Origin of the sequence: Photobacterium minamisatsumaniensis, assembly GCF_050336695.1 — a bacterium.
GTDB classification, from domain to species: domain Bacteria; phylum Pseudomonadota; class Gammaproteobacteria; order Enterobacterales; family Vibrionaceae; genus Photobacterium; species Photobacterium minamisatsumaniensis.
This window is the reverse complement of the sequence record NZ_JAKJSI010000011.1, coordinates 25373-48933: the sequence shown is the minus strand read 5'-3', so window position 1 is coordinate 48933 and position 23561 is coordinate 25373. Positions and strand designations below refer to the sequence as shown.

The following is a 23561-nucleotide window of genomic DNA, read 5'->3' as shown; positions in this document are numbered from 1 at the left end:
AATGTATCTCTCCTTTTGAACTGTTTATTTTCAAGGTTTCATGATGAATTAAATTTAGAGAGATACTAATTGGTTGACTAGTCTTAACCGTATAAGTTTATTTTTTGGAATACGGGAAATGGATATCTCAAATATATCACTTCGTGGACGTTTGTTTGCGAGCAATTCTATTATTTCACTATTGCTGTTTGGATTAATGGTTGTCGTTTTTAATGCTATTTCGACTATGGGGAAAACATCTCACTGGGTCGAACATACTCATAATGTTATTCGACAGAGTAAAGGCTTGGTGAGCGCGATGGTTGATCAGGAAACGGGCTTGCGTGGGTTTACCATTGCTGGGCAGGAAGATTATTTGGAGCCGTATTTCCAGGGCAAGAAAGACTTTCAACAATATTTGACGACGGCAAAACAGCTAACCAATGATAATCCCGCTCAACAGGGGCGTTTTAATGATGTTGCAGAGCAGGCCGAACGGTGGCAGGTCTATACTGAAGATATCATTACATTGCGAAAAGATATACGAAATGGGGAGGCGGTAAATAATGAGCTTAACGAATTGATCGCTTCAGGTATCGGTAAGCAAAAAATGGATGGGCTACGCGGTGAAATTGCCTCACTGGCATTCGGCGCTACCGGGGATGAGATCCTCAATGCAATGATTAATATGGAGACTGGGCTTCGGGGGTTTATGCTTAATCACCAAGACTCGTTTCTGGAGCCCTATCAAGCTGGAAAAGTTGTAATTGGCCAATATCGCTCAATTATTACAGGTACCCAGTTGGTTGCTGATATTGATTCATGGATTGAAAACTACGCCGAAATTGCGATTAGCCTCGTTCGTAAAGCGAATCAATTTAAAGCCATGGATGATCTTTATATCCAATTAGAGGCTAAAGAAGGCAAGCTGTATATGGATAGTTTGCGTCAGCAAGTTAATGACATTATAAAGGTGGAGCAGGCGTTGATGGAGAGCCGAGAAACCGCTTCTCGTTCTTCTGCTTTGCTGGCGAATAATACCATTCTATACGGTGGTGGTGTGACTTTGCTGTTGACCTTTGTACTTGCTTACTTGGTTTCAAGAAGCATTACTCAGCCGATTGATCAGGCCGTGGTATATGCGAAAAAATTGGCTGAAGGGGATCTCAGTCTTAAAATCGGTAAAACAGGCAAGAATGAAATAGGTACTTTGCTTGAAGCGATGCAAACAATTACCGATAACCTAAAACAGATGATTGGCAATATAGCGACGACAAGTGATCAATTGAGCGAGTCAGCGGCTCAGCTAAGCCAGACGCTTGATAAAACAGGTAATGGCGCGAAAGAGCAGCTGAGTATGACCGACCAAATCGCGGTTGCAATGAACCAAATGTCTATCTCTGTACAAGAGGTTGCCCAGAATGCCATTACCGCTGCAGAAGTAGCGAATGAGGCAGATCAGGAAGCAGAAACAGGAAGTGGTGTGATTGACGGTACTGTGCGTAATATCGATAAGTTAGATGGTGAGATTAATCATACGTCCAGCCAGTTATCGCACCTTGTCGATGAAACCAATAATATCGGCAAGATCCTTGATGTCATTGGTGGTATAGCTGAACAAACCAACCTTTTGGCCTTGAATGCGGCGATTGAAGCTGCGAGAGCTGGGGACCAAGGTCGGGGCTTTGCCGTTGTTGCTGATGAAGTACGAGTGCTGGCGCAACGAACACAAGAGTCAACTACCGAGATTCAAAACTTGATAGAACGGATTCAGCAAGGGACACTGGAGGTGGTGAGCAGCATGGCACAAAGTACTGATCTGCTTCAATCAACCATTACCTCTGCGGCTCAATCAGGCGATGCTTTCGGTGCGATTTCGAATTCCATATCTAAAATCAACGACATGAATACTCAAAGTGCCAGTGCGTCAGAGGAGCAGAGCGTGACGGCGGAGCAAGTGAACAAAAACATGCTTACAGTAAATACTATTTCACAAGAAAGTTACGATATAACAATGCGTGCAGTGGAGTCTTGCCAGGAATTGGCCCATTTATCAGAAACGCTTAATGCAACGGTGAAGCAATTTAAGGTGTAAGCGAATCGGATTAAATCGATAGCAGTGTACTGTTTTATGAAGCCAATGATTATGGTTAATTTATTCCATAATCATTGGCTTTTTTATGCATTTATCTTGCAGCGCTGCTCCTGCATTCTTGCCTCATCAATTCGAGACAGGATTAACGACAATGAAAGATCAAAACCAACAGCTAGCAATTCAGAACCAAATTATTGATGCTTTCGAGCTTCGCCATGCAACTAAAGTATTTAATCCTGAAGCGAAAATCAGTAACGACGAATTTAATACAATTTTGGAAGCTGCGCGCTTATCACCAAGCTCGTTTGGCTTTGAACCTTGGCAGATCCTTGTTGTGCAATCGCCAGAAAAGCGTGAGTTGTTCCGTGAGTTTACGTGGGGTGCAAACGGTGCATTTAATGGTTCGGCTGGTCAGCTCGGCACTGCGAGCCACTTTGTGATCCTGCTGGCACACACTGAGGCGACCATGAAGCACAACTCTGACTACCAGCAAAACTTTATGAAAGAAGTGAAGCAGTTGCCGGAAGAGGTAATTGGCTTTATCAACCAAGCATTCCAGAAGTTCCAAGAGCACGATTTTAAGATTGAAGGTGAGCAGATCACTGAATGGTCTGCACGTCAATCTTACATTGCGCTAGGGAATATGATGACGGCGGCGGCTCTGATGGGGATCGACTCTTGTCCAATCGAGGGCTTTGAAATCGATAAGACAATGGCAGTACTGGAAGAGCACTTCGGCGTCGATCCGACAAATTATAAACCAGCAGCCATGGTTGCTTTCGGTTACCGTGCCGATGAACCAGCGTTTGCTAAAACTCGCCGAGACATGGATCAAATTGTTTCTTGGCACTAATGTTTTTATACTAAGAAGCAATGGAAAGGCGTCCCTCTGGGGGCGCTTTTTTTTAATAATCTTTCTTGTAATACAATATTATTATATTATCTGTTTAAGGGTACTACAGACATGAACGCTATAGTTTCATGAATTCCTTTGGCAGAACTTATAACTCATTGAAAGAGAGCATTGAAATGTCTAAAAAAATTGCATTTATTTCTGGCGCAACAGGTGGTATCGGCTTCCAGATTGCTAAACGTCTTGGTAAAGATGGCTACACTGTAGTGCTTAATGGTATTGAAGAAGAAAAAGGCGCGGGCTGTGTTGCTGAGCTTAAAGATGCTGGCATTGAAGCTGAATACTACGGTTTTGACGTGACTGATGAGCACGCAGTAACTGCAAACATCAATGCTATCGGTGAAAAATACGGTCACATTGATGTTGTTGTAAACAATGCTGGTGGCCTTGGCGGTCGTAGTTCAATTGAAGAGATGACGACTGAGTTCTTCCGTAAAGTAATGGCTCTTAACCTAGACAGTGCATTCTTTGTTTCTCGTGCTGCTATCCCATACCTGAAGAAGTCTGATAACGCATCAATCATCAACTTTACTTCAAACGCGGCTTGGAATGCTGGTGGCCCGGGTGCTGGTATTTACGGTACTTCAAAAGCAGCCGTTCACACGCTAACTCGTGCTCTTGCAAAAGAACTAGCACCAGCGAACATTCGTGTAAACGCTGTATCTCCAGGTACTATCGATACACCATTCCACGCGCAAATTAAGTCAACTAAGCCTGAAGTGTTTGCTTCTTGGGCTAACAACATCATGCTTGGTCGTCTTGGCCAGCCTGAAGAAGTTGCAGCTGCAATCGCTTTCCTTGTTAGTAAAGACGCATCATTTATTACTGCTGAAACACTGCAAATTGGTGGTGGTCAAGCGCTAGGTATCTAATCCCAGTGTAACTTGATAAGCTAATTTGTTAGCTTTAATGGCTGATGTATATGGAACACTGCAACTATTTTGATGAATAGCTGCAGTGTTTTTTTATGAAAGGTTTTCTAACGAAGAAGCTTGTTGAAACTATGTGTATTGAGTGAACAGGATCGTGTTACGACAAGCAACGAATTCTTTTAATTTCATCAGCATCAATCCCCAGCGATTCTAAGAACTGTTGATGGGCATTGGGCTCCATTTTCTCAAATTGAATGTGCCAGTTGGTCATATCATCCTCATTCATACCAGAGGCTGCGAGTAAGGCTGTCCATCGTTCTTTAGTGAGCATACCCGATGCCAAAAGTGACGGCTGGTTCAGCGTTGCAACGATGGCATTTTGTTGTTTACGCAACCGCTGTATTTCGCTTTCCAATGCATTGAATTGATCATGAAGTAGTTGCTGTTGGTTTTGCTCGCATTGGGTATTAAGTAGTGGCGCGATCTCTTCGACTGACACACCGAACGAGCGGTAAGACAAGATAGTTTCTAACCGTTTGATCTCCTTATCACCATAGTAGCGGTAGCCGTTGTCAGCACGATGGGCTGGCTGCAATAAACCTGCCCTTTCGTAGTAGAGCACTGTGGTGCGCGAGATCTTGCACCGTTTTGCTAGTGCAGTCACTGTTAGCATGGTATAGAGCCCTCATTCATTAGCGCGAACATTTGGTCTTCACTGCATTGTATAGGTGAGGGGCGACAACGCTGAAGATAAGCACTGCAGTCCCCAAAAATACTAAGGCGTTAGGCGTTTCTGAAAATAGCAGATACCCAAGTGTAATAGAGTAAAGAATACTGATGTATTCAACATTAGCAATGACATTTGCTTCTCCCCATTTGTAGGCAGAGACGCCGAACCACTGAGCAACCGATGATATCACTCCCACCAGTATTAATAGGCTTAGCTCATGCCCTGTCGGCCATTGCCAGCTATAAAGGCTTGGCAATAACGCTAGCAACCCGACAAAGATGGCTTGATAGGCCAGTAAGGTAATTCTCGGCTCGGTTAGGGCGACTTTCCTGACACATACCACAGCCGTAGCGGCGCCCAATGAGCCAAGCGCGCCAAGGGTGATATAACGAAAGGATGCATCGGTAAAGTTGGGCTGAACGATGAGCATTACGCCAATAAAGCCAACTAATATTGTAAACCAGCGTGATGCCGTCACGACTTCAGACAGGAACAATCTTGAAATCAAAGCAACAAAAAGTACCTGCAGAAAGCCAATTGCTTTTGCGTCAGCAAGCGGGATATTACTGACGGTCACAAAGCCAAGGTATAAGGCGAAGAAGGCACCAGTGATCCGAAGTAAGTGTAGCTTTATCTTCTTGGGCTTTAGCAATATTGGGATATTGGCTTTAATCGCTGGCATCAGAATCGCGAGGAATACGACTTGGCGAAACAGTAATATTTGAAAGGTGCCGATAGTGTCGCTGAGCATCCTCACCAGTACCCCGACGACGACAAATAGCCCAGTCGAAACCAAGGCAAGTAAGATCCCTTTGAGGTGATTAGGAATAGCGTCAAAAGCAGCCCTTGCCGGTTTGCATACTGGCTGGCTGGCCGCTTTTAATGTCGATAGTATAGAATGTGGCATATGAACCCTCCTTATAAAGCGGCGGGCATTATCAACCCTACACTTGTAGACGGGTCAAGGGTGTCTAACATTCTTCGCTTTAATACAGGAAGCGGCCAACAGCCTTTTAACTAATCAATTTCAAAAATTCAGCTTCGGTGACATAGTCTTTTGAGTCGGCACGGTCGAGAAACACAATGCCGTTGAGGTGGTCGAGCTCGTGTTGGAAGATACGAGCAATAAAGCCTTTCATCCTACTGTTGATCACGCTGCCGTCTAGGATGTGGTAGCGTACATCTATATGGGTAGATCGGCTGACTTTGGCACGCATACCTGGAATGCTTAAGCACCCTTCCCAGTCTTTTTCCGTCTCTTCGCTCTGCCATATGATTTCAGGGTTGAGCATCAGGGTCGGTGCCATCATTGGCGCGTTGGGATAGCGCGGGTTGGGTCTTGAGGCCACAATGAAAGCACGGACAGACTCGCTCACTTGCGGCGCGGCAATTCCTACCCCGTTATGCTCAAGCATGGTATTTTCAAGCCCGGCAAAAAATGGCGCATAGTCGTTATATTGGCTTGGGGTTAGTGTTGCGGCTTGTTGACGCAGTATGGGATTACCAAGTTGGGCAATGGTGAGAGCATCCATAATGTCGTTCCTTTATTTGTTGATATATTAAGGTTACATATATTTGCCCGGTGTTTCTCCTGTTTGTTGGCGGAAAAATGCCACAAACGCACTATCGCTTGAAAACGCTAAATAAGAAGCGATATCTGCCACGCTTTTGCCTTCAGATAACAGTTTAACAGCCACAAATAGCCGCCATTGTTGACGCCATGACTGATAAGGCATCCCTGTTTCTTTATTGAAAATTCGGGTAATGGTTTTTTCACTGGCACCTACTTGGGTGGCGACTTCCTTTAGTGGTGGGGGAAGCTCATGTTCAGCAATGATCCCGGCCAACCACCTACTGAGTCGGCGGTCTTGCGGAAACGGCAACGTCATAGGGACTTGCTGGGCACTTTGTAACTCTTCAATGAATAGGGCGAGGGTGTTGGTTTGTTGGTGTTTAGGCTTATCCCATCGCCAAAACGCCATACGTTCAATCAACTCGCGTAGCAATGGGTTGATGGTAAAGATGGTTACCGTATCCGGCAATGCATGGCACAGCTTGGTATCGAAGTAGAGAGAACGGTAAGCCACTACATTGCTCATTTTTGCATAATGGTTTGTTCCTGCAGGGATCCATGCTGCACGGGTTGGTGGCAAAATTGATTTTGCCCCTTCTAGCGAGATCGACATACAACCCGAGGCGGCAAACAGCAGCTGGCCTTTTTGATGACAGTGCATACCTGAGTCATGGGAACCAATTGTTGCGGCAATGCCGACAACACCGTTGTCGATGTCATCGGCATTGAATTGGGTTGATCTGTCGATAACCGCCATAAGTGCCTCTTTTTAATGCCTAGATGCGAGCTTATAGTTAGGGTATCACTAACTAAGCAGTAAAGGCATTTACTCAGCAGGCAAGGCATCAGAATAGATAGTGAGCTGGTGGTGCCTATTTTTGAGCTCAGCGAAAGCGGTTTGTACCATTTCATAACGCCCGCAAATGTACGTATCGGGTAACGCGCTAAAGTCACATTCCTTGTTGACGATATCGAGTAGCTTCCCTTGACAAATTTGCTGACTGACAGACTTGGTCTCAGTGACTGGAATATACGTAAAGCCAGTGTGTGATGCTGCCAGCTCATTTAGGTAGTCGTTTTCATATAAGTCATCCTCACTATATGCGCCCCAGTATAGTGTAATGTCACTATCTGGTGCGTGTTTCAATGCTTCTTGCAGCAAACTGCGGGTATAGGTGTACCCCGAACCTCCAGCAATAAGCACCGTTTTTTCTGTATTCGGCCGTAGCCATGCATGGCCTGCAGGTTCATCGATACGAATACTTTCACTATTATTAAGGCATTGTTGTAACCAGTCGACATGGCTGGCGAGCTCACTTTGTGCGGTGATACCACCGAGGTGAATTTCAAATTCGTGGTTAGGTGTCGGCGCACAAGCTATGGAAAAGGGAAGTTTTCTCCCTTTATCCAACTCGACCATGACATATTGTCCCGCCAGAAATTGAAAATCTGTTTCTGCCTGAAGTATCAGCCGTAACGTTTTGGTATTTAAGAAGTTTAGGTTCGATATTTTACAGTCAATGGCCATACTGCCTCCTAATATTGTGTATCGCTAAGAGCGATCACGTCACAGCGTTTGCCGGTTGAAGCTGCTGTTGCATCAAAGCTGATGGTGAGTGCGATTAGGTGATCTAGCATTGCGCGAGTAAGGCTGACATTTTCAATGACAAAGCAATCATGACTTTCACAGCGTTTGTCGAAGTCGATATGCTCGTCACCGTGGGTGCCGATGCCATAGCTGTCGATCACAATGAACATTGGCTGGCAGGCTAGTATCGCATCGAGTACGCCACTATCGAGTACGGTTGATTGAGCCCCATAATTTGGGTTGCCGTAGCCGTTTTGTTCTAGGTTGCTGGTATACAGCACCAATGATTTATCGGCTAAATCGAGCCCTTCGATTTGCTCTAACGTCGGCATGGCCTGTGAGCAGTCGATGATATGGACTGATGTGCGGTACTTCGTTTCTTCTGGCACCTTGGTATAACAGTCAATGTGGGTGCCAATATGCCCCATAGCATTCACTGAGTCTGATTGACGCTTTGCCCATTGGTAAGCGGGGTGCGATTCGTTAATGTCTATGCTGATATTTTTCTGGTACATGTAAATTCTCCTCTGCATTTGATGGGGAGAATTTTATGCATTTTTGTGGTGGCTCATTACAAGCATAAAGACATATAACATCAAAATAAGGACACAGTGATCGCCTAACATTGGTTAGGCGATCTGGTGAGGGTTAGAGTTTACTAGTCACGCATAGTCAGGATGATCACGGCTGCAACAGCAAGAAATCCTGTCATCATAAGGAAGACATCGTTATACGCCATGATTGCTGCATCGCGCTGCATGGTTGCCACTAAACTAGCTTGAGCCTGAATCATGGCAGTATTGGTATCACTACCGGATTGGACAAAGAACTGGCTCTGTTGCAACAGTTGCTGCCATGCATTGGTGCTGACACTTGGTACCGACTCTCTAATGTGCGCCAGATGTTCTCGGGTTTTATTATCAAGCAGCGTGGCTATGAACGCGATGCTAAATGCGCCACCTAAATTACGCATTACGTTGGTCAGCGTTGAAGCGTCGGGCGTATCTATTTTGCTGATATTTTTCATGGCTACCAACGACAGTGGCACCATGATGAACGGGCTGCCGATAGCACGTAAAAGCATGGATAAGATCAACTGTTGCCCACCAAAATCAACCGACATATGGGTATTCACAAAACAGCTCAGTCCAAACATGGTAAAGCCAAACGTCACAAGGTATTTAGGTTTGATGATGCTGGTCAGTTTGGGTACGACTGGAAAAATCAGTAGTTGCGGGAACCCCATCCACATTAATACCTCACCAATTTCCATCGCGTTATATTGCTGTATTTGCGTGAGGTACAACGGCAATACGTAGATAGAGCCAAGCAATGCCATGCCAAGAATGAGGTAGGCCAAACAAGACATAGCAAACTGCCCATTCTTCAATAGCCTTAAGTTAACCAGTGGTTTCTTGTGCTGAAGCTCGTTAATCACAAAATACACCAAACTCACCCCAGAAATGATCGCGAGGATGACAATGAAGGATGAACTAAACCATTCTTCACGGTTCCCTTCTTCCAATACAACTTCCAAGCAGCCTAATCCGAGTGCCATGGTGATGATGCCAAACCAATCTGCCTTAAGTAGGGCTGCCAAGTTTAGTGGTTCATCATCGAGACCATAGCGGACCATCGCAATCAGCAAGATAGCAGGCGGGATATTGATATAAAAAATGTAGTGCCAAGATAAGTTTTCAGTTAACCAGCCGCCAAATGTCGGCCCGATGGATGGCGCAAAAGTGGCAGTAATACCAAATAAGGCCATGCCAACAGCCCGCTTCTGGATCGGTAATAGTTGAACGACGAGGGAGAAAGCTAAAGGGATCAGGGCGCCACCACTGAATCCTTGTAGAGCACGGAAAGCGATCATAGAACTCATGTTCCATGAAAATGAACACAGTAGCGATGAAAGGGTAAAAACCGTTGTGGTCCATGTTAGGTAGCGGCGTTTACCTAAGGCTTTTGATAGCCAGCCGCTGAGCGGGATCGCGATCATTTCAGCGACGAGGTAGGAGGTTGAGATCCAAGAGCTTTCATCCAATGTAGCCGATAGTGCGCCCTGAATATCTTTGAGCGACGAGTTGGTGATCTGAATATCAAGGATCGCCATAAACGCACCAATGAGCCCACCAAAGAGGGCGATCCAATTCCGGCGTGGTACGACGGTATTCTCAATGGGTGTCGCAGCCGAGTGAGTGGTAATAGCTGTACTCATTGTATTAGCCTCGGGTATCGACGGATGCAATAACGGATAAACCTGGGATAAGACGTCCTTGCAATGCTGGAGGAGTTGAAATGGTAATTTTCACCGGTACCCGCTGAACAACCTTGGTGAAATTACCTGTCGCATTTTCTGGTGGTAATAAGGCAAATTTAGCGCCTGTGGCAGGAGAGAAACTGTCTACAACCCCTTCAAGCGTTTGGCCTGGGAATGCATCCAGCTCGACATCGACTTTTTGCCCTTGGTGAATACCACCGAGTTGGGTTTCCTTGAAGTTGGCTTCTATCCATACATCAGATGTTGGCACTAAGCTCATTAATGGCATACCGGGTTGAATATATAAGCCAACGCGTAGGCTGCGTTTGCCGACGATACCGTCGACGGGGGCGTATATATTGGTGTAACTCACGTTGAGATCAGCTTGTTCCAGTTGTGCTTCGGCTTCGGTCACTGACGCTTTAGCCTGAGTAATTTGGCTGGCGATAACAGCCAGTTGATCGGTCTCAGCTTGTTGGCTTGCAATGGCTTCATCGAGTTGGGCTTGGGTCACTTTCATATGAGAAATCATGCTATCCAGCTCATCTTGTGATGAATAGTTACGCTTGAGTAGGCTGCGAGTACGGGTAACTTGCTGTTGGGCACGCTCAAACTCTGCTTGTGCTGAGGCGATTTGGCTTTTGGATTGGCGAATTTTGGTTTGCTGTAATTGCTGTTGGGCTTTGAGATTATCAATAGCAGCTTGGCTGACGGCCAGCTTAGCTTTAGCCTGATCATCTGCAGCGATAAAATCACGGTCATCAATTTTCGCGAGTAGGTCGCCGGCTTTAACTTTTTGATTATCTTCAACAAAAGACTCAACAATATACCCTCCTACTTTAGGGCTGATGTTGGTGATATCCCCTTGCAGATAGGCATTATCGGTTGATTCGAAATATTGTCCGTAGCCAAACCAATAGCCGCCGCCAGCCAGTCCTAACGAAAGCATGATCAAGGTAGCGATTAATGGTGCTTTATTTTTATTACGACGTGGGGCCGATTTTTCTGTGATGGCTGAACTCTCTGTCATGGGACTCTTCTAGTTTGGATTGCTTATTCGATACTTGTAACAAATTGTAAACTCATTGGATTGATTGATAAGATAGGAATAAATGAAAACACTGTTGCAGAAATCTTACCAATCGAGAGAGGGTTATTAAGATATGGACTTGAATGCTATCGCTGTTTTTTCACAAGTCGTTGATTGTGGTAGTTTTACGCAGGCCGCTGAAATACTTGATATGACCAAATCGACTGTGAGCCGAAAAGTCGCTGAGCTTGAACAGCATTTAGGTGTGCGTTTGATCACGCGTTCTACGCGCAGTTTAGTGCTAACCCCAGAAGGGGAATCGTTTTATCAATCTTGCTGCCAGATGCTCGATATTATGGGGCAAGCAGAGCTAGAGGTTACCGCGAATCAAGATTTAGTTCGTGGTCGATTGAATGTGGTTATGCCTGTTGAATTGGGCCAACAAGTTTTGGGGCAGTATATTAATGACTTTCTAAAGCTATACCCGCATGTCACGGTTCATTTAGAGTTAACGAACCGTGAAGTGGATATTATCGGCGAAGGGATTGACCTCTATGCCCAAGTCGGGGAAATGGATGACTCAAGCTTAGTTTCCCGACCTTTGACATTATCAGCCCGTGTCTTAGCCGCAAGCCCAACTTACCTTGAACAGTTCGGTGGTATCACGACGCCTGCGGATCTGAAGCCTCCGCACCACCAAGTGAAGATCTACAATAAAGCGGTCAAACTCCCTAATTGGCATTTGATGCAATCCGGTGATGCGGTGAGTATTGACCTACCATACCGACTTAGGGTTAATACCATCACTTCGTCACTCGATGCATGTCTGGGTGGGTTGGGTATTGCGATTTTACCTGAGTTTATTTGTCGAGAGCACTTTGCGAGTGGGCGGTTGATAAAGCTGTTACCCGAGTGGGATATGCCCTTGGTGCCCGTGAGCTTGGTATATCCGCAACGGAAGTTAATGCCTAAGCGGTTACGGGTATTGGTAGATTTTCTGGTTGAGCGTTTTGAAGATCGAATGAAAAATATGCCTCATCCCCATTAGTCATGATGATGTGATGCTAATGGAGGAGAGGAGTATTGACGGGTCGATGCAATGATGGGTTAAAGCGATTAGCGAGATACCGATTTGTTCGTAGTGACTTGCTGATTATTGTCGCTATCATTGAAATCTGAATCCATATCGATACTGGCCAGATCTTTAGCCTCCGCATCAAGGATCTCATAACCTTTGAGTTCCATACAGCGACGCAGTACTAAAGACTGAGTCTGCGTTGCCTTGACCGAGCCTACGGCAGCCCCTGTGCCTGCGCCGAGCGCTAACCCAAAAACCATACTTTCGCCCATACCGACACCATCACTGAACAACCCGCCAACGGCACCAGCGGCTGTGCCTATAAGGGCCATATTTGTCGCGCTTGTCCGTACGGTTTCCCCTTTATCCACCTCTTGGGTTTTCTGTTGGCACTCAGCAAGATCTTGCTCGTATTCGAGCTGTGTTTTGCCATGGTTGCCGACAACTGGCGCGGAATTATAGGAGCAGGCGGTTAATAGAGAAGTACAAATGAGCAGGGTGAGTTTTTTCACAGGGCTAATAACCGTTTGCAGAGATAAATATGAGCACTATAGTATTGTTAAAGCGTCTTCATTTAAATACAGTGTTTTCTATATTATGTATCGAAGTTTTCGATAATCATGACAAAGGCTCATAATGCAAACCTCATTACTCTCTAAGCTTGTCAAAAAAGATCTCAATCTGCTGGTGTATCTGACGGTATTGCTTGAGCAGCGCCATGTTAGCCGAGCAGCAGAAATCTTAGGGGTTAGTCAGGCTACCATGAGCTACTACCTACAGAAATTACGGGTTGAGTTTAATGATTCGCTGCTAATCAAAAGCAAGCAAGGAATGGTACTTTCCCCTTTAGGTGAGCAGTTAGTTGTGCCACTTAATCAGCTGCTGCGTCAACTTGATAGCGACGTATACCAGCGTAACTTTAATCCGGCGTTGGCTGAGGGTGTCATTCGATTTTGCACACAAGACGCAACATTGCTCCACCTGCTACCGGCCTTGATTAATGATGTTGCCAAAAGAGCACCGCATTTATGCTTAGAGTTTTTAGATTGGCCTAAAGATATTTTTTCTTCATTGGAGTCGGGAGACATTGATTTGGCTCTGGGAGGGCTTGATGAAGTACCACCGAGTGTACATGGCAAGTGTTATTTTCAATCACAGTTTTCAGCGATTGTTTCTAAGCAGCACCCGTTGGCGAAGCTCATTCAACCTTCCTTGGAAGACGTTATTGATTACCCGCAAATTCGAATTTCACCGGGTGCTGTTGGTGAGATGATGCTCGATGAGATTATACGAAGAAAAGGATTACAGCGGCGGGTTACATTGCGTACCAGTTCGTTCAATATTGCATTAGAATCGGTTCGTCAGGGTCACCATGTCGCGTTTTTTAATCGGTTGGTTGTTGAATCATGTGCAGCGTCACCTGAAGATTTTCATATTATTGAAATTCAGGAATTGCCTGCGCCAGAGATTTATCTTTACTGGAATACACGGGTACATCGTGAGCCCGCGCAGATATGGTTTCGAGAACAGCTGACTCGCCTAATTCAAGATGGATTTGAACGCTTAGGGGTAAAAACGATCTCATGAATTGTTTCGTATTTACAATGTAAATACGAAACAATTAAAACAGCCATTGATTAATAGAAATACTCTATGAATGTATTGATGCCTTCATACCTCGGTCATGCATTTTATACGAATTAAAGTTGAATTTAATTGGTGAAGAATCGTTAGTGTTCTACGCAGTTCGCCTGATTAAATGTATTTATTATCAATTGGATAGAGAGGGGTGGGTTGCTTTGGTGCGAGGAATGCTTTGATGTCTAATTGCGGCCTGCTTTCCGCTCATATAAGGGGTATTGCGAAGATGAATTATTGGTGATTTACTTACCTCTTCTAAATGATAGAGGTATAAAAATTAATGGACGACCCCTTTAGTCGACTGAGTATTTCCCCGCGCTTTCAATCAATGGAAGCTTCATCATGATAGATCTTTTCCTACAGCCAGAAACTTGGGCAATATTCGCAACCTTATTTGCGCTTGAGGTAATACTTGGTGTTGATAATGTCGTGTTTATTTCTGTTCTCTGTGAGCGACTTCCAGTCGAGCAACGTAAACTCGCGCGAAATTTGGGTATTGGTCTAGCTGTTATCGCACGAATCGCTTTGGTCTTTTCGATTTCATGGCTTATGTCTTTAACTCAACCGCTACTGACTGTTGCTGGCGTGTCGTTAACGGGGCAGGAGCTGATTATGATCGCGGGTGGTGCATTCTTATTGGCTAAAAGTTTTAAAGAGTTATGGGGCTGGTTGATGCATGCTGAAACCGGACACTCGACTCACGTAAGAACGGGCCTTGCCGTTGTGTTATTGCAGATAGTAGCTGTCGACGCGGTATTTTCTATGGATTCGGTGATCACTGCTGTGGGGTTAACTAACGATATACCGATTATGATCGCGGCAATTATTTCATCGGCCATCGTGATGATTTTCACGGCAGGGAAGATTAACAATTTGGTGATGAAGTACCCTGGCTTTAAAACATTGGCATTGTTATTTTTGATGCTGTTAGGCGGTTTGTTAATGGCAGAAGGCTTCGCTATCCATGTAAATAAAGGTTACGTCTATTTTGCCATGGCATTTGGTTTAATTTTAGAGCTGTGCCATATACAGCTGAAGAAAAAGGATCGAATGAATATTGCTAAAATCCGTCCATTAGAAAATCGTTTAGTTTAAACGGCATAAACAAAAAATAGGAGGCTTGTCCTCCTATTTTTTATGTGCTGAGTGTTTCTTTATTGTTGAGAGCTAATGAAAAGGTTAGAGAATAATATGGGGCAGGTAGCGTGACATGTCTTGAGTGACTCTCGAGCTGTCTTCACGAATCGAAATGCCTCCCGCTTTGTCATTAACCAGCCAACTGCCAATCAAGGTGTAGTAGTCATTGAATTTTGGTAGAGGGTGGTACGCTTGGTAAATCACCCCTTCATCGCCGTATGGGCCGTCAACGCGTAAGGTTTGTTTGCCTTTTTCAACAATCGTAATATTGGCACCTTCTCGGGCAAAAATAGGTTTAATCACATAATCTTTGAGCTGGCTAAGTTCTCGGTCATCAGGGAAGTAGCTTGGTAATAGGTTGGGGTGCCCTTTGTGGTTTTTCCATAAAAGAGGGAGTAACGCTTTGTTGCTCAGCACCGATTTCCACATCGGTTCTAGCCAGTTAACTTTGGCGGTATCAAGGTGCTTGGCATACTCTTCCCTGAACATAAACTCCCATGGGTAGAGTTTGAACATCCAGCGAATTGGGCGACTTTGTAAATCAGTAAACTCATTTTTGCTGTTTAAGCCGATATCTTCTACAAAAACAAAATTTGTTGAAAGCCCTGCCTCCTTGGCACAGTCTTCCATGTATTGCACGGTACCGCGATCCTCTTCAGTGTGTTTGCAACAAGAAAAATGCAGGGTTTGCCCCGGCTGCTTTAATGAAAGTTCATGGAAACGAGCCATTAATAGCTCTTGTAGTAAATTGAATTGGTCGGCATCTCGTCGAATTGAACCATTCTTAACGTTATCTTCTAACCATAGCCATTGCCAAAAGCCTGTTTCATAAAGCGAGGTTGGCGTGTCGGCATTGTTTTCAAAAAGCTTGGCATGGCCAGTACCGTCATAGGCAAAATCAAGACGAGAATAAAGGGATGGTTCGCGGCTGCGCCATGAATCAAGCACACCTTGCCACATAGCTTCGGGGATCTGGAAACGGCGCAGCCAATATTCATCTGCCACAACGGTATCAACTACATCGAGGCACATTTGGTGAATTTCTTCCGTTGGGTCTTCTAAATCACGCTCAATTTGTTCCAGTGTAAATTGGTAATAAGCGGTTTCATCCCAATAAGGCGCATCGTACATAGAGTGAAACCCAAAACCGAAGTCTTTGGCTTGCTCGCGCCAATGTGGCCTTTCCTGGCAGTCAATCCTTAACATGCCGAGTCCATTAGTAGGTGGTTAGTGCTGTTATTTTAGCGCGTTGTAAATAGAAGGGGATACTAGGATATGGAATAAATTGGAGGTAGCGCAGGGTCAAAATGATAGAAGAGTGCTTTTTCGCGGAGGTATTTTGGATGGTAAATATGAAGGAAAATATAACGAAGTATAGAGAGGGAAATGGAGTGTATTACTTGCTTACAGTTTGAGCTTTTTGGTAGCAAATAACCCCATTTGAAATTGATATAGATCATACATTCGTCATCTGGAAAATGTATATTTACCCCCGTTAAATTTCAGTTGCATGCTGTAATTCCCTGAAAGTTTAACCATCACTACAAATAATCGTTCGGCAAGTTACTTTGAACAGTTGATGTTCACCATTTTTGAGTAGCTACTTGGCTTACCACCTTTGCTTTGACTGGGTAACTTGCTGTTTTTTTCGATAACGCCACATAAGTATAACTTCACGATACCTGCTAAAGTGGACGATTAAAAATAATACTCCACAGCCATTTCAACATAACTTTCCTGCTGTAAATATGCCATAGGCTCTGTGGCGGCCATTTCTGCTAACCAAAACCCTTCGACAGTTAATTTAAGATGATTACTTAATCGACGTGATGCCGATAGCTTATAAAGCTGAGAGTTTTTCTCAAGATCGACCAAGCCTGACAATAGCATTTCGGTGTCGTTGACAGAATTGCTTTGCCAACGGACCCCTACAAATACATCATTGTTATAAATCGTTGGTGGTACCCAGTTGCCAGTTTTGGTTTGTCGGTTGTCAAAGGTATATTCAGTGATCAGTCCTATTTGCCCATTAGAATGTGTAAAACCATAAAATGCATACTCAAATCCTGTGACTAGCGTGGTGTAGGGGCGCCCTTCCCCCCATTTATGGGTAGCTTCCAACTTTAATAACAAATCGTCTTTGCTGTGTTGGGCTTCAACACCCAGTTGGGTGATATTGGAATAGTGCTGAAGGTACTGGGTTGGGGTCTCTTGTAAGAAAGGCTCACGGCTATTACCTTGAAAGAGGCTAAAAGCAATGTCCAGCGTATCGTGCCAATAAGTAAGGCGAGCAGCGACATCGAGGGCTTGTTTTCCTGCTTCATATATTGCGGTGTTGCTTACGGGTTTACCCAGTGATAAGCGTTGTTCGGGTTCACGAAAGGTCCGTATTTGATGAAAGGGTAATAAGAAAAGGTGCACTTCACCCCAAGTTGGCCAATATTGATAATGCACCATGGGTTGGCCCATTTTATCTTCATAGCCCAGTGCTAAACGTCCATCATATTGATTTACGATATTAACGGGTTGGTAAACTTCGGTGACCCCCCAATACACTTCACTTATACCAAAGGTGAACGCTTGTTGTCCTCCTTGGTAACCAATGTTGGCTTCACGTATATTCGCAAACATTGTTTCAGCTTGAGTGTCCCAACGTAGATAAGGCGATATAGCCACGCTAACCCCATTGTTATGCCAATACTGGTAACGTGGGTACATAACGATGTCGGCATTGAAGTGCTGGCAGCATTGCTCGGAATAAGTGGGATCATCGGCAAACATGCTGAGATTAAGCGAGGTATAGCCTTCTATTGCTGAGTTTGCATGGCAATAAAAGGCTGAGGTTAAGCTCAGCAGTATTCCACTGCATTTTGTAATATGAAGTACTTTCTGGAGTATGCGGTGCCATTTCATGGTTTGATTGGATCCATAGAGAGTGCGAGAACTCGCTTCGTTTGAACAGTGTGAGATCTGTTTATTGGCGCTGATAAGCAAAACGGAGTTGGTTTGGCTCGAACTGTCGGGAGTTTAGTGGTAGGCCAAGCTCAAAGTTATGCCATGTTAAACGGGTTGTACGCTGATTTTGCAAGTTGACCATGGTTGCTACATGGGCTCGCCAATACTGTTGTTGGTATTGCTGGAAGTCTGTCAGTGTCAGCACTTTTAGAGGGCTATTCTTACGGTCGAAATATTCAATTTTTCGAGGTTGAAAGATCGTCTGATCAATCCATGCAATCATTTTTGTATAACCTGAATTGGCATATTGTGGATAGCAGGCAATGACCCAATATTGCTTCCCTCCTTCACTGCGCGCATCGATAAATTCGTAGCGATATTTATCGAGCTCCCACGAACTCATATCTTCATAGGCAAATTCACTGCCCATAAACGGTCCTGAACGGTTATTTGAGGAAATACGCTTAACCCGTTTAATTGACGGCAAGTAGAGCCATTGGTCATCGGCTTCGATGGCATGGCTGTAGGTGAGTAGTGTGGTACCTGCTATATCTCGCGGTGCTTGAAATGCCGTAATGATCCTATCACCATCCTCGCTTTGCTCTTGCCCTTTGATGGTTAATTCACGGTGTGCGCTGTCCCCATTTGCCGCAATGATATCCATAGTGACTTCTGATGCGTAGCTTTGGTAGCCGGTATCGCGATTGACCATTTCTGTCGCAATAACCAAGCCTTTTTGTTCAGCCGATAAACCTTCTTGGGTTATCACCGTATCTGAGAAAACAGGAAGAAGAGTGTTGGTTTTATTTGACGTGTCGGGGGCTGCATTAACATTGATCACCATGCACGCTGTGATGACGACACTGATTGTCAAAATTAAGCGGCAACAATGAGCGATAGGAGATCGAAATCGAACAGTGGAAAGGGGACTACGTGTCATGAGGCATTCCTTGGCTTCGTGGGGCTAACCGCGTATTGGCACAGTGTATGAGGTTAGGAAAGCTGTTACACCTGTCCAATTGGTCAGGTGAAACAGATAAACGGGCAGGTTAAAACTAATAGGCAATTTCTTAGCATAGACAGACAACAAATATATAACGTCAGTGCTAGGAGATAATTATGGATACGGAGAGCACGATAGATGCCCCCACACGCACGCCACATTTGAGTACCTTGGATGGAGTGTTAATTGCTGGTCAGGTGTCATGTGCGTGATCGCGACGCAAAAAGTGAAAGCTGAAGCGATTGAGATTGAACAATCTCGTCAAACTGTACTGGCGATGCAACAGTAATATCCAAGGATGGACGCAATGAAAATAGAAACCAAACAACCTCGTCGTGGCTGGAAGCCGCTGCTGATCATCGGCATGTGGCTAGTGGTATTAGCGGTAGCCTTTGTCGGTATGGGTAAACTCACTTTTGTAAATGATTACAAAGTGTTTTTCAGTGATAGCAACCCTGATTTAATCGCCTTTGAGCGTATAGAAGACAAATATAGTAGTAACGATAGTGTGTTGGTTGTGATCACGCCTCGGCAAGGTGATGTATTTCAGGCTGACGTATTGAAGGCAGTCGCGGCCTTAACTGATAAAGCTTGGCAAACACCGCATTCATACCGGGTGGATTCGTTAGTTAATTATCAGTATACCCGTGCAGATGGGGACGAATTGCTGGTGGAGGATTTCTTTCCTGCATCAGTCGTAACTTCAGAGCATGCGCTGACCCAATCCCTTGAGGAAAAAAAAGCCTATGCCATGCAACAGCCTGAGCTCGTGAACCGCATCCTCGCGGTGGATGGCCAGGCAACAGCAATTAACGTATTAGTGAATTTGCCGGGTAATAGTCAAGCCGAAGAAGTCAGAGAAGTGGCGCAGTTTTGGCAAGATGCAATTGCAGAAGCACAGCAAAGTTACCCTGATATGACGTTTTACTTGACGGGCCAAGTCATGCAAAACGACGCATTTGGTGAGGCTTCGCAGCGTGATATGGGCAGTTTGGTGCCTTTGGCCTTGTTACTCATTATTCTCGGTACTGGAATATTCTTGCGAAGTGTGTGGAGTACCTTGCTCGTTACTCTAACCATCATCGCATCGATTATTTTGGCTTTAGGTGGAGCGGGTTGGTTAGGTATCGCGATTACATCACCATCAGCATCAGCCCCTTTAATAATTCTAACGATGGCGGTGGCTGATTGTATTCACTTTTTACAAGGTGTCAGAAAAGCGCAGTCTGAGGGTAAACTGAAACATGAAGCCATTGCGTATTCTCTTCGTGTACATCGGCTCCCCATTATTTTAACCAGCGTTACGACGGCGGTTGGTTTTCTTTCGATGAATTTCAGCGATTCTCCCCCGTTTAATGACTTAGGTAATATTACCGCGATGGGGGTGCTGTGGGCGATGTTGTTGACATTGAGCTTCTCACCAGCCGTATTGTCAATTTTGCCACAGCGTAAAACGGTAAAGGCTAGGCCGAGTCGCTTGCAGCGTCCGTTAGCAGCCATTGCAAAGTTTTCAATGCATCATGCAAAACTCATGGCGGTAGGCGTAATTACCATCAGCGGTGCCATTGCTGTTAATTTGGTCAATAACAATATTGATGACACCTTATTTGAGTATTTTGATGATTCTTATGCGGTGCGTCAGGCCAATGACTTTACTTATGCCAATCTAACAGGGGTTGCGAGCATCCAATATGCCATTCGTCCGCCTGTCGGTGAAGCCGTCACATCACCAGCTTTCTTGCAGCATTTAGATACGTTTGTGCAAGCGGCTCGGCAAGTTGATGGGGTATATCACGTGCAAGCGCTCACTGACATCATGAAGCGCTTGAACAGTAGCTTGCATCAAGATGATCCCAATTATTATCAATTGCCGAGTGATCCTGAACTATCGGCGCAAACTTTGCTGCTATACGATATGTCGTTGCCATATGGCCTGACGTTGAGCAATCAGGTTGCCCTCGACAAACAAGAGCTGCGCGTTGTTGTGACTGCACGAAAAATGTCATCTAATCAGTTAGTGGCATTAGAAAGTACATTACGCCAGCAGTTGTTGAATCAATTTGGTGCTGATCAGGTTAGCCCTGGGGTGAGCCCTGACATCATGTTTGCCCATATTGGCTATCGTAATAATGTCAGTATGCTCACAGCTTCAGTGGTGGCATTGGTTATTATCTCGCTGTTAATTGGTGTGGTGCTACGTTCTGTGCGTTTAGGCTTGATTAGTATCTTGCCCAACATTTTACCGGCAGCCATTGCGTTTGGTGCCTGGGGTTTGATGGTCGGTGAAGTCGGTTTAAGTCTCTCGGTGGTTGCGAGCATGACGTTGGGGATTGTGGTAGATGACACTATTCATTTGTTGTATCGCTACTATGCAGAGAAGAAAGCGGGTCAAAATGAGCAAGAAGCCATTGTTGCAGCGGTGAAAGAAACAGGCGTGGCGATCATTGGTACAACCCTGGTATTAAGTGTTGGCTTTTTCGTGTTAGCAACCAGCAGTTTCAAAATGAATGCAGATATGGGACTGATGACGGCTATTACGATCGTAATAGCCTTGATAATTGATCTGTTGCTGTTACCTGCGTTATTGGCACTGACAATGCGTAATGCAAAAGGGGTGGCACAAGCCCACGCGGTAACAGCAAGTTAATCTATTTCATTAAAAGGGAAAATGCGCACCTTGAAGGATGAAATGAGGTGCGCTTTTCTATGTTCGAAAACGCCTGAAGTCTCAGTGCCATTCTAACTCTAATGCTCTAGCGACAGCATGTGTGCGATTACTGACGCCAAATTTGGTGTAGATATTGTGTAAATGATACTTCACTGTGCGTTCGCTGATCCCCATTACTTGACCCATCTCCCAATTACTTTTACCGATTTTTAGCCAATGAAGTAATTCTTTTTCTCGAGCTGTAATCGTAGCGTTAAGCCGACTATTTGCTTCTACTGGAGGCTTGGAAATATTGTTGAGCGTTAGGTAGAGATGAGGCGCGAGTAAAAAAAGGGCATTGACTTCATCATCAGAGGGTTGTCGGTCGCCGAAAGACAGCATCAACATAGAGAGCTCTGATTGTCGCTGCCTTCCTGCAATCACTAGGCGTTTACCATAAGAAGGGTGAGTGATCGGATCCAGCAGTGCGGATATGGGGTGGTTGTTTTGTAATAACGAAGCAAATAACGGATCGCTGGTTAGATCGTTGTTCTGAAAGCAGGCGTTAACCTTGTCCGAGGGGAAGTCGATACAGATAGGCTCGTTATTTTTGTGCTCTGAAATATGCCCCATAATACTAAAAATAAAGGGGATCTCTTGTTTTAGCTCGCTAAACCAAGATTCAATGTCATGGTGGCTCGTAATGGTATGCAACTGCTGTGACATTTCAAACAGTCGTTCTTTATTCATTCCTTGCATCTCGCTATATCCATATAACTGGGCAATTTAGACTGAATGTATTACAAAGCTGGAGGGGTGTTTATGTTAAATCGATCAAGCTGGATTCATACCGCTGTTCTTTGCAAAGGTATGTAATTACGTAATGTGATAACAACAAGCTGTTCAGTAATGTGCTAGGTAACTTAATGAAAAAAAAGGTCTCTCTAACTTGTTAGTGATGGTCGGTAAAGAGACCCTTTGTACCAAAGGTGGACGCTAGTTTCACTTTTTGGGGTACGAACATCCGTTAGGAATGCAGAGGAATTGTATGCATTTTCATTAGAGTAAAAAATCTAATTTAAACGTACAGGAAGGTAAGATAGAAAGGCCAATGTGAATATTTGAAATGAAAGAGTAAAAGTGAACAGGCTATGCTGGGTTCACTTTTACTATTGTGGGAGGGGAAATGTTAGTGCTCTTTGTTACAACCCCATTCGCAAGGTAGTTCAATCAGAATGTCGGCCAATTTTTCGGGGCGAAGCATTTGCTCAGGAGTGACGTTAAGGCGTATAGCCATGTTTTGATTAAACAGCTCCCAGTGGTTAAGCAAACACTGCTCATGATTTGCCTTATCGTGCTGCCAAGTATCAAGTAAAAAAGGCTTTAGGTTCACTGCACCACTGGCAAAGATCATCATCTGCCACTTCATTTCCCAGACATTTATGGATGATTCTGGAAAATCCTTATGGAAGGTATCAACGAGTTGGTTAACGAAGGTTTCAAGTTCACCGTTGCTATCGAAGAAGTAGTCCATGAGCTCATCTCCCTGCCTGACACCATCCGTGATTAGCTGGATAGGCTGCTGATGAACGAGCTGTTGTGCCAATAGCATCGTAATAAAACGATATAAGATGATATTACTAGGGAGCTCTTCAGGAATCTCTTCAAGTAATTTATACATGTAGCTGAGGAAATACACGTGTAAGCAGTCGCTGATGCTATGCCAGATTTTTTCTTTGCTACCAAAATGATGGCGGATCAGACTATGGGAAACCCCAGCTCGTTCGCTGATATTTCTCAATGATACTCGTTCATACCCTGACTCACAGAACATTTCTGCGGCAGTGCTCATGATTAGCAGCTTAGTTTCTTCGGCGGCCTGTGCGCTGCGGCGGCCTTGTTTTCTTTCAGTCATCATTATCTTGATTTAATCCCCTACCACCTTTTGTACCAGAAAATCGTTTTGTCGTCATCTCTGTGCTCACAGAAAACCTTTATTGTCCACCTGTAAAATATACTTGATCTTCGATTAAATCAACCTATACTGCACAGGTGTGTAA

The 23561-nt window shown here is 44.7% G+C and carries 21 protein-coding genes; 7 read left to right on the top strand and 14 right to left on the bottom strand.

Features of this window, described 5'->3' with window-relative positions; all coding sequences use genetic code 11:
• The first annotated feature begins 118 nt into the window (after positions 1 to 118).
• The 3 genes from L4D78_RS02435 to L4D78_RS02425 all read left to right on the top strand — a co-directional run bounded on the left by L4D78_RS02435 (position 119) and on the right by L4D78_RS02425 (position 3859).
• Positions 119 to 2074 carry a CHASE3 domain-containing protein gene (locus L4D78_RS02435; protein WP_428465465.1) on the top strand — a complete coding sequence of 652 codons (1956 nt, stop codon included), beginning with the start codon at positions 119 to 121 and terminating at the stop codon, positions 2072 to 2074.
• Between the two features lie 151 nt (positions 2075 to 2225).
• Complete coding sequence (locus L4D78_RS02430) at positions 2226 to 2927, top strand: NAD(P)H-dependent oxidoreductase (protein WP_428465464.1); 702 nt, start codon at positions 2226 to 2228, stop codon at positions 2925 to 2927.
• Between the two features lie 176 nt (positions 2928 to 3103).
• Positions 3104 to 3859: an SDR family NAD(P)-dependent oxidoreductase gene (locus L4D78_RS02425; RefSeq protein ID WP_428465463.1), complete on the top strand. Its 756-nt coding sequence runs from the start codon at positions 3104 to 3106 to the stop codon at positions 3857 to 3859.
• A gap of 157 nt (positions 3860 to 4016) precedes the next feature.
• On the opposite strand, the gene L4D78_RS02420 is transcribed toward L4D78_RS02425, so the two are convergent.
• From L4D78_RS02420 to L4D78_RS02385, 8 genes are all read right to left on the bottom strand, one after another.
• On the bottom strand, positions 4017 to 4532 hold the full coding sequence (locus tag L4D78_RS02420; RefSeq protein WP_428465462.1) for a MerR family transcriptional regulator: 516 nt from the start codon (positions 4530 to 4532) through the stop codon (positions 4017 to 4019).
• Positions 4533 to 4551: 19 nt separating this feature from the next.
• The gene (locus L4D78_RS02415) at positions 4552 to 5496 is read right to left on the bottom strand and encodes a DMT family transporter (RefSeq protein ID WP_428465461.1); all 945 of its coding nucleotides are present in this window, start codon (positions 5494 to 5496) and stop codon (positions 4552 to 4554) included.
• Positions 5497 to 5602: 106 nt separating this feature from the next.
• Positions 5603 to 6121 (bottom strand): peptide deformylase, encoded by a 519-nt coding sequence (def, locus tag L4D78_RS02410; protein WP_428465460.1) that lies wholly within the window; start codon positions 6119 to 6121, stop codon positions 5603 to 5605.
• Positions 6122 to 6154: 33 nt separating this feature from the next.
• A complete protein-coding gene (locus L4D78_RS02405; protein WP_428465459.1) occupies positions 6155 to 6919 on the bottom strand; it encodes an AraC family transcriptional regulator in 765 nt (254 codons plus the stop codon).
• Between the two features lie 69 nt (positions 6920 to 6988).
• Entirely contained in the window at positions 6989 to 7690 is a 702-nt protein-coding gene (locus tag L4D78_RS02400; RefSeq protein ID WP_428465458.1) for a ferredoxin reductase domain-containing protein, read from the bottom strand.
• Positions 7691 to 7698: 8 nt separating this feature from the next.
• Complete coding sequence (locus tag L4D78_RS02395; RefSeq protein WP_428465457.1) at positions 7699 to 8265, bottom strand: hypothetical protein; 567 nt, start codon at positions 8263 to 8265, stop codon at positions 7699 to 7701.
• A 143-nt stretch (positions 8266 to 8408) separates the two neighbouring features.
• Positions 8409 to 9968: a DHA2 family efflux MFS transporter permease subunit gene (locus L4D78_RS02390; protein WP_428465456.1), complete on the bottom strand. Its 1560-nt coding sequence runs from the start codon at positions 9966 to 9968 to the stop codon at positions 8409 to 8411.
• Positions 9969 to 9972: 4 nt separating this feature from the next.
• Positions 9973 to 11040, bottom strand: coding sequence for an HlyD family secretion protein (locus L4D78_RS02385; protein WP_428465455.1), 1068 nt, complete (start codon positions 11038 to 11040; stop codon positions 9973 to 9975).
• A 133-nt stretch (positions 11041 to 11173) separates the two neighbouring features.
• Here L4D78_RS02385 and L4D78_RS02380 point away from each other — a divergent pair, with 133 nt between their 5' ends.
• Positions 11174 to 12088 carry a LysR family transcriptional regulator gene (locus L4D78_RS02380; protein ID WP_428465454.1) on the top strand — a complete coding sequence of 305 codons (915 nt, stop codon included), beginning with the start codon at positions 11174 to 11176 and terminating at the stop codon, positions 12086 to 12088.
• A gap of 68 nt (positions 12089 to 12156) precedes the next feature.
• Here L4D78_RS02380 and L4D78_RS02375 read toward each other — a convergent pair whose 3' ends face one another.
• Positions 12157 to 12630 carry a glycine zipper family protein gene (locus L4D78_RS02375; protein WP_428465453.1) on the bottom strand — a complete coding sequence of 158 codons (474 nt, stop codon included), beginning with the start codon at positions 12628 to 12630 and terminating at the stop codon, positions 12157 to 12159.
• Between the two features lie 124 nt (positions 12631 to 12754).
• Between L4D78_RS02375 and L4D78_RS02370 the strand changes: the two genes are divergently transcribed.
• Positions 12755 to 13705, top strand: a complete 951-nt coding sequence (locus tag L4D78_RS02370; RefSeq protein WP_428465452.1) for a LysR family transcriptional regulator — start codon at positions 12755 to 12757, stop codon at positions 13703 to 13705.
• 396 nt (positions 13706 to 14101) lie between these two features.
• Positions 14102 to 14854 (top strand): TerC family protein, encoded by a 753-nt coding sequence (locus L4D78_RS02365; protein ID WP_428465451.1) that lies wholly within the window; start codon positions 14102 to 14104, stop codon positions 14852 to 14854.
• Positions 14855 to 14938: 84 nt separating this feature from the next.
• Here L4D78_RS02365 and L4D78_RS02360 read toward each other — a convergent pair whose 3' ends face one another.
• The 3 genes from L4D78_RS02360 to L4D78_RS02350 all read right to left on the bottom strand — a co-directional run bounded on the left by L4D78_RS02360 (position 14939) and on the right by L4D78_RS02350 (position 18695).
• Complete coding sequence (locus tag L4D78_RS02360; protein WP_428465450.1) at positions 14939 to 16102, bottom strand: glutathionylspermidine synthase family protein; 1164 nt, start codon at positions 16100 to 16102, stop codon at positions 14939 to 14941.
• Positions 16103 to 16594: 492 nt separating this feature from the next.
• Positions 16595 to 17809: a malate transporter gene (locus L4D78_RS02355; RefSeq protein WP_428465449.1), complete on the bottom strand. Its 1215-nt coding sequence runs from the start codon at positions 17807 to 17809 to the stop codon at positions 16595 to 16597.
• A 61-nt stretch (positions 17810 to 17870) separates the two neighbouring features.
• Positions 17871 to 18695 (bottom strand): outer membrane lipoprotein-sorting protein, encoded by an 825-nt coding sequence (locus L4D78_RS02350; RefSeq protein WP_428465711.1) that lies wholly within the window; start codon positions 18693 to 18695, stop codon positions 17871 to 17873.
• A 466-nt stretch (positions 18696 to 19161) separates the two neighbouring features.
• On the opposite strand from L4D78_RS02350, the gene L4D78_RS02345 reads away from it, so the two are divergent.
• Positions 19162 to 21501: an efflux RND transporter permease subunit gene (locus L4D78_RS02345; protein WP_428465448.1), complete on the top strand. Its 2340-nt coding sequence runs from the start codon at positions 19162 to 19164 to the stop codon at positions 21499 to 21501.
• 81 nt (positions 21502 to 21582) lie between these two features.
• On the opposite strand, the gene L4D78_RS02340 is transcribed toward L4D78_RS02345, so the two are convergent.
• Together L4D78_RS02340 and L4D78_RS02335 are read right to left on the bottom strand one after the other, a co-directional pair.
• Entirely contained in the window at positions 21583 to 22251 is a 669-nt protein-coding gene (locus L4D78_RS02340) for a helix-turn-helix transcriptional regulator (RefSeq protein WP_428465447.1), read from the bottom strand.
• A gap of 439 nt (positions 22252 to 22690) precedes the next feature.
• Positions 22691 to 23416 (bottom strand): TetR/AcrR family transcriptional regulator, encoded by a 726-nt coding sequence (locus L4D78_RS02335; RefSeq protein ID WP_428465710.1) that lies wholly within the window; start codon positions 23414 to 23416, stop codon positions 22691 to 22693.
• Positions 23417 to 23561: the final 145 nt, after the last annotated feature.

Coding starts and splice junctions, on each gene's coding strand:
- L4D78_RS02435 (WP_428465465.1), top strand. CDS start 119: ATGGATATCTCAAATATATCACTTCGTGGACGTTTGTTTGCGAGCAAT.
- L4D78_RS02430 (WP_428465464.1), top strand. CDS start 2,226: ATGAAAGATCAAAACCAACAGCTAGCAATTCAGAACCAAATTATTGAT.
- L4D78_RS02425 (WP_428465463.1), top strand. CDS start 3,104: ATGTCTAAAAAAATTGCATTTATTTCTGGCGCAACAGGTGGTATCGGC.
- L4D78_RS02420 (WP_428465462.1), bottom strand. CDS start 4,532: ATGCTAACAGTGACTGCACTAGCAAAACGGTGCAAGATCTCGCGCACC.
- L4D78_RS02415 (WP_428465461.1), bottom strand. CDS start 5,496: ATGCCACATTCTATACTATCGACATTAAAAGCGGCCAGCCAGCCAGTA.
- def (WP_428465460.1), bottom strand. CDS start 6,121: ATGGATGCTCTCACCATTGCCCAACTTGGTAATCCCATACTGCGTCAA.
- L4D78_RS02405 (WP_428465459.1), bottom strand. CDS start 6,919: ATGGCGGTTATCGACAGATCAACCCAATTCAATGCCGATGACATCGAC.
- L4D78_RS02400 (WP_428465458.1), bottom strand. CDS start 7,690: ATGGCCATTGACTGTAAAATATCGAACCTAAACTTCTTAAATACCAAA.
- L4D78_RS02395 (WP_428465457.1), bottom strand. CDS start 8,265: ATGTACCAGAAAAATATCAGCATAGACATTAACGAATCGCACCCCGCT.
- L4D78_RS02390 (WP_428465456.1), bottom strand. CDS start 9,968: ATGAGTACAGCTATTACCACTCACTCGGCTGCGACACCCATTGAGAAT.
- L4D78_RS02385 (WP_428465455.1), bottom strand. CDS start 11,040: ATGACAGAGAGTTCAGCCATCACAGAAAAATCGGCCCCACGTCGTAAT.
- L4D78_RS02380 (WP_428465454.1), top strand. CDS start 11,174: ATGGACTTGAATGCTATCGCTGTTTTTTCACAAGTCGTTGATTGTGGT.
- L4D78_RS02370 (WP_428465452.1), top strand. CDS start 12,755: ATGCAAACCTCATTACTCTCTAAGCTTGTCAAAAAAGATCTCAATCTG.
- L4D78_RS02365 (WP_428465451.1), top strand. CDS start 14,102: ATGATAGATCTTTTCCTACAGCCAGAAACTTGGGCAATATTCGCAACC.
- L4D78_RS02360 (WP_428465450.1), bottom strand. CDS start 16,102: ATGTTAAGGATTGACTGCCAGGAAAGGCCACATTGGCGCGAGCAAGCC.
- L4D78_RS02355 (WP_428465449.1), bottom strand. CDS start 17,809: ATGAAATGGCACCGCATACTCCAGAAAGTACTTCATATTACAAAATGC.
- L4D78_RS02350 (WP_428465711.1), bottom strand. CDS start 18,695: ATGGTGATCAATGTTAATGCAGCCCCCGACACGTCAAATAAAACCAAC.
- L4D78_RS02345 (WP_428465448.1), top strand. CDS start 19,162: ATGAAAATAGAAACCAAACAACCTCGTCGTGGCTGGAAGCCGCTGCTG.
- L4D78_RS02340 (WP_428465447.1), bottom strand. CDS start 22,251: ATGAATAAAGAACGACTGTTTGAAATGTCACAGCAGTTGCATACCATT.
- L4D78_RS02335 (WP_428465710.1), bottom strand. CDS start 23,416: ATGACTGAAAGAAAACAAGGCCGCCGCAGCGCACAGGCCGCCGAAGAA.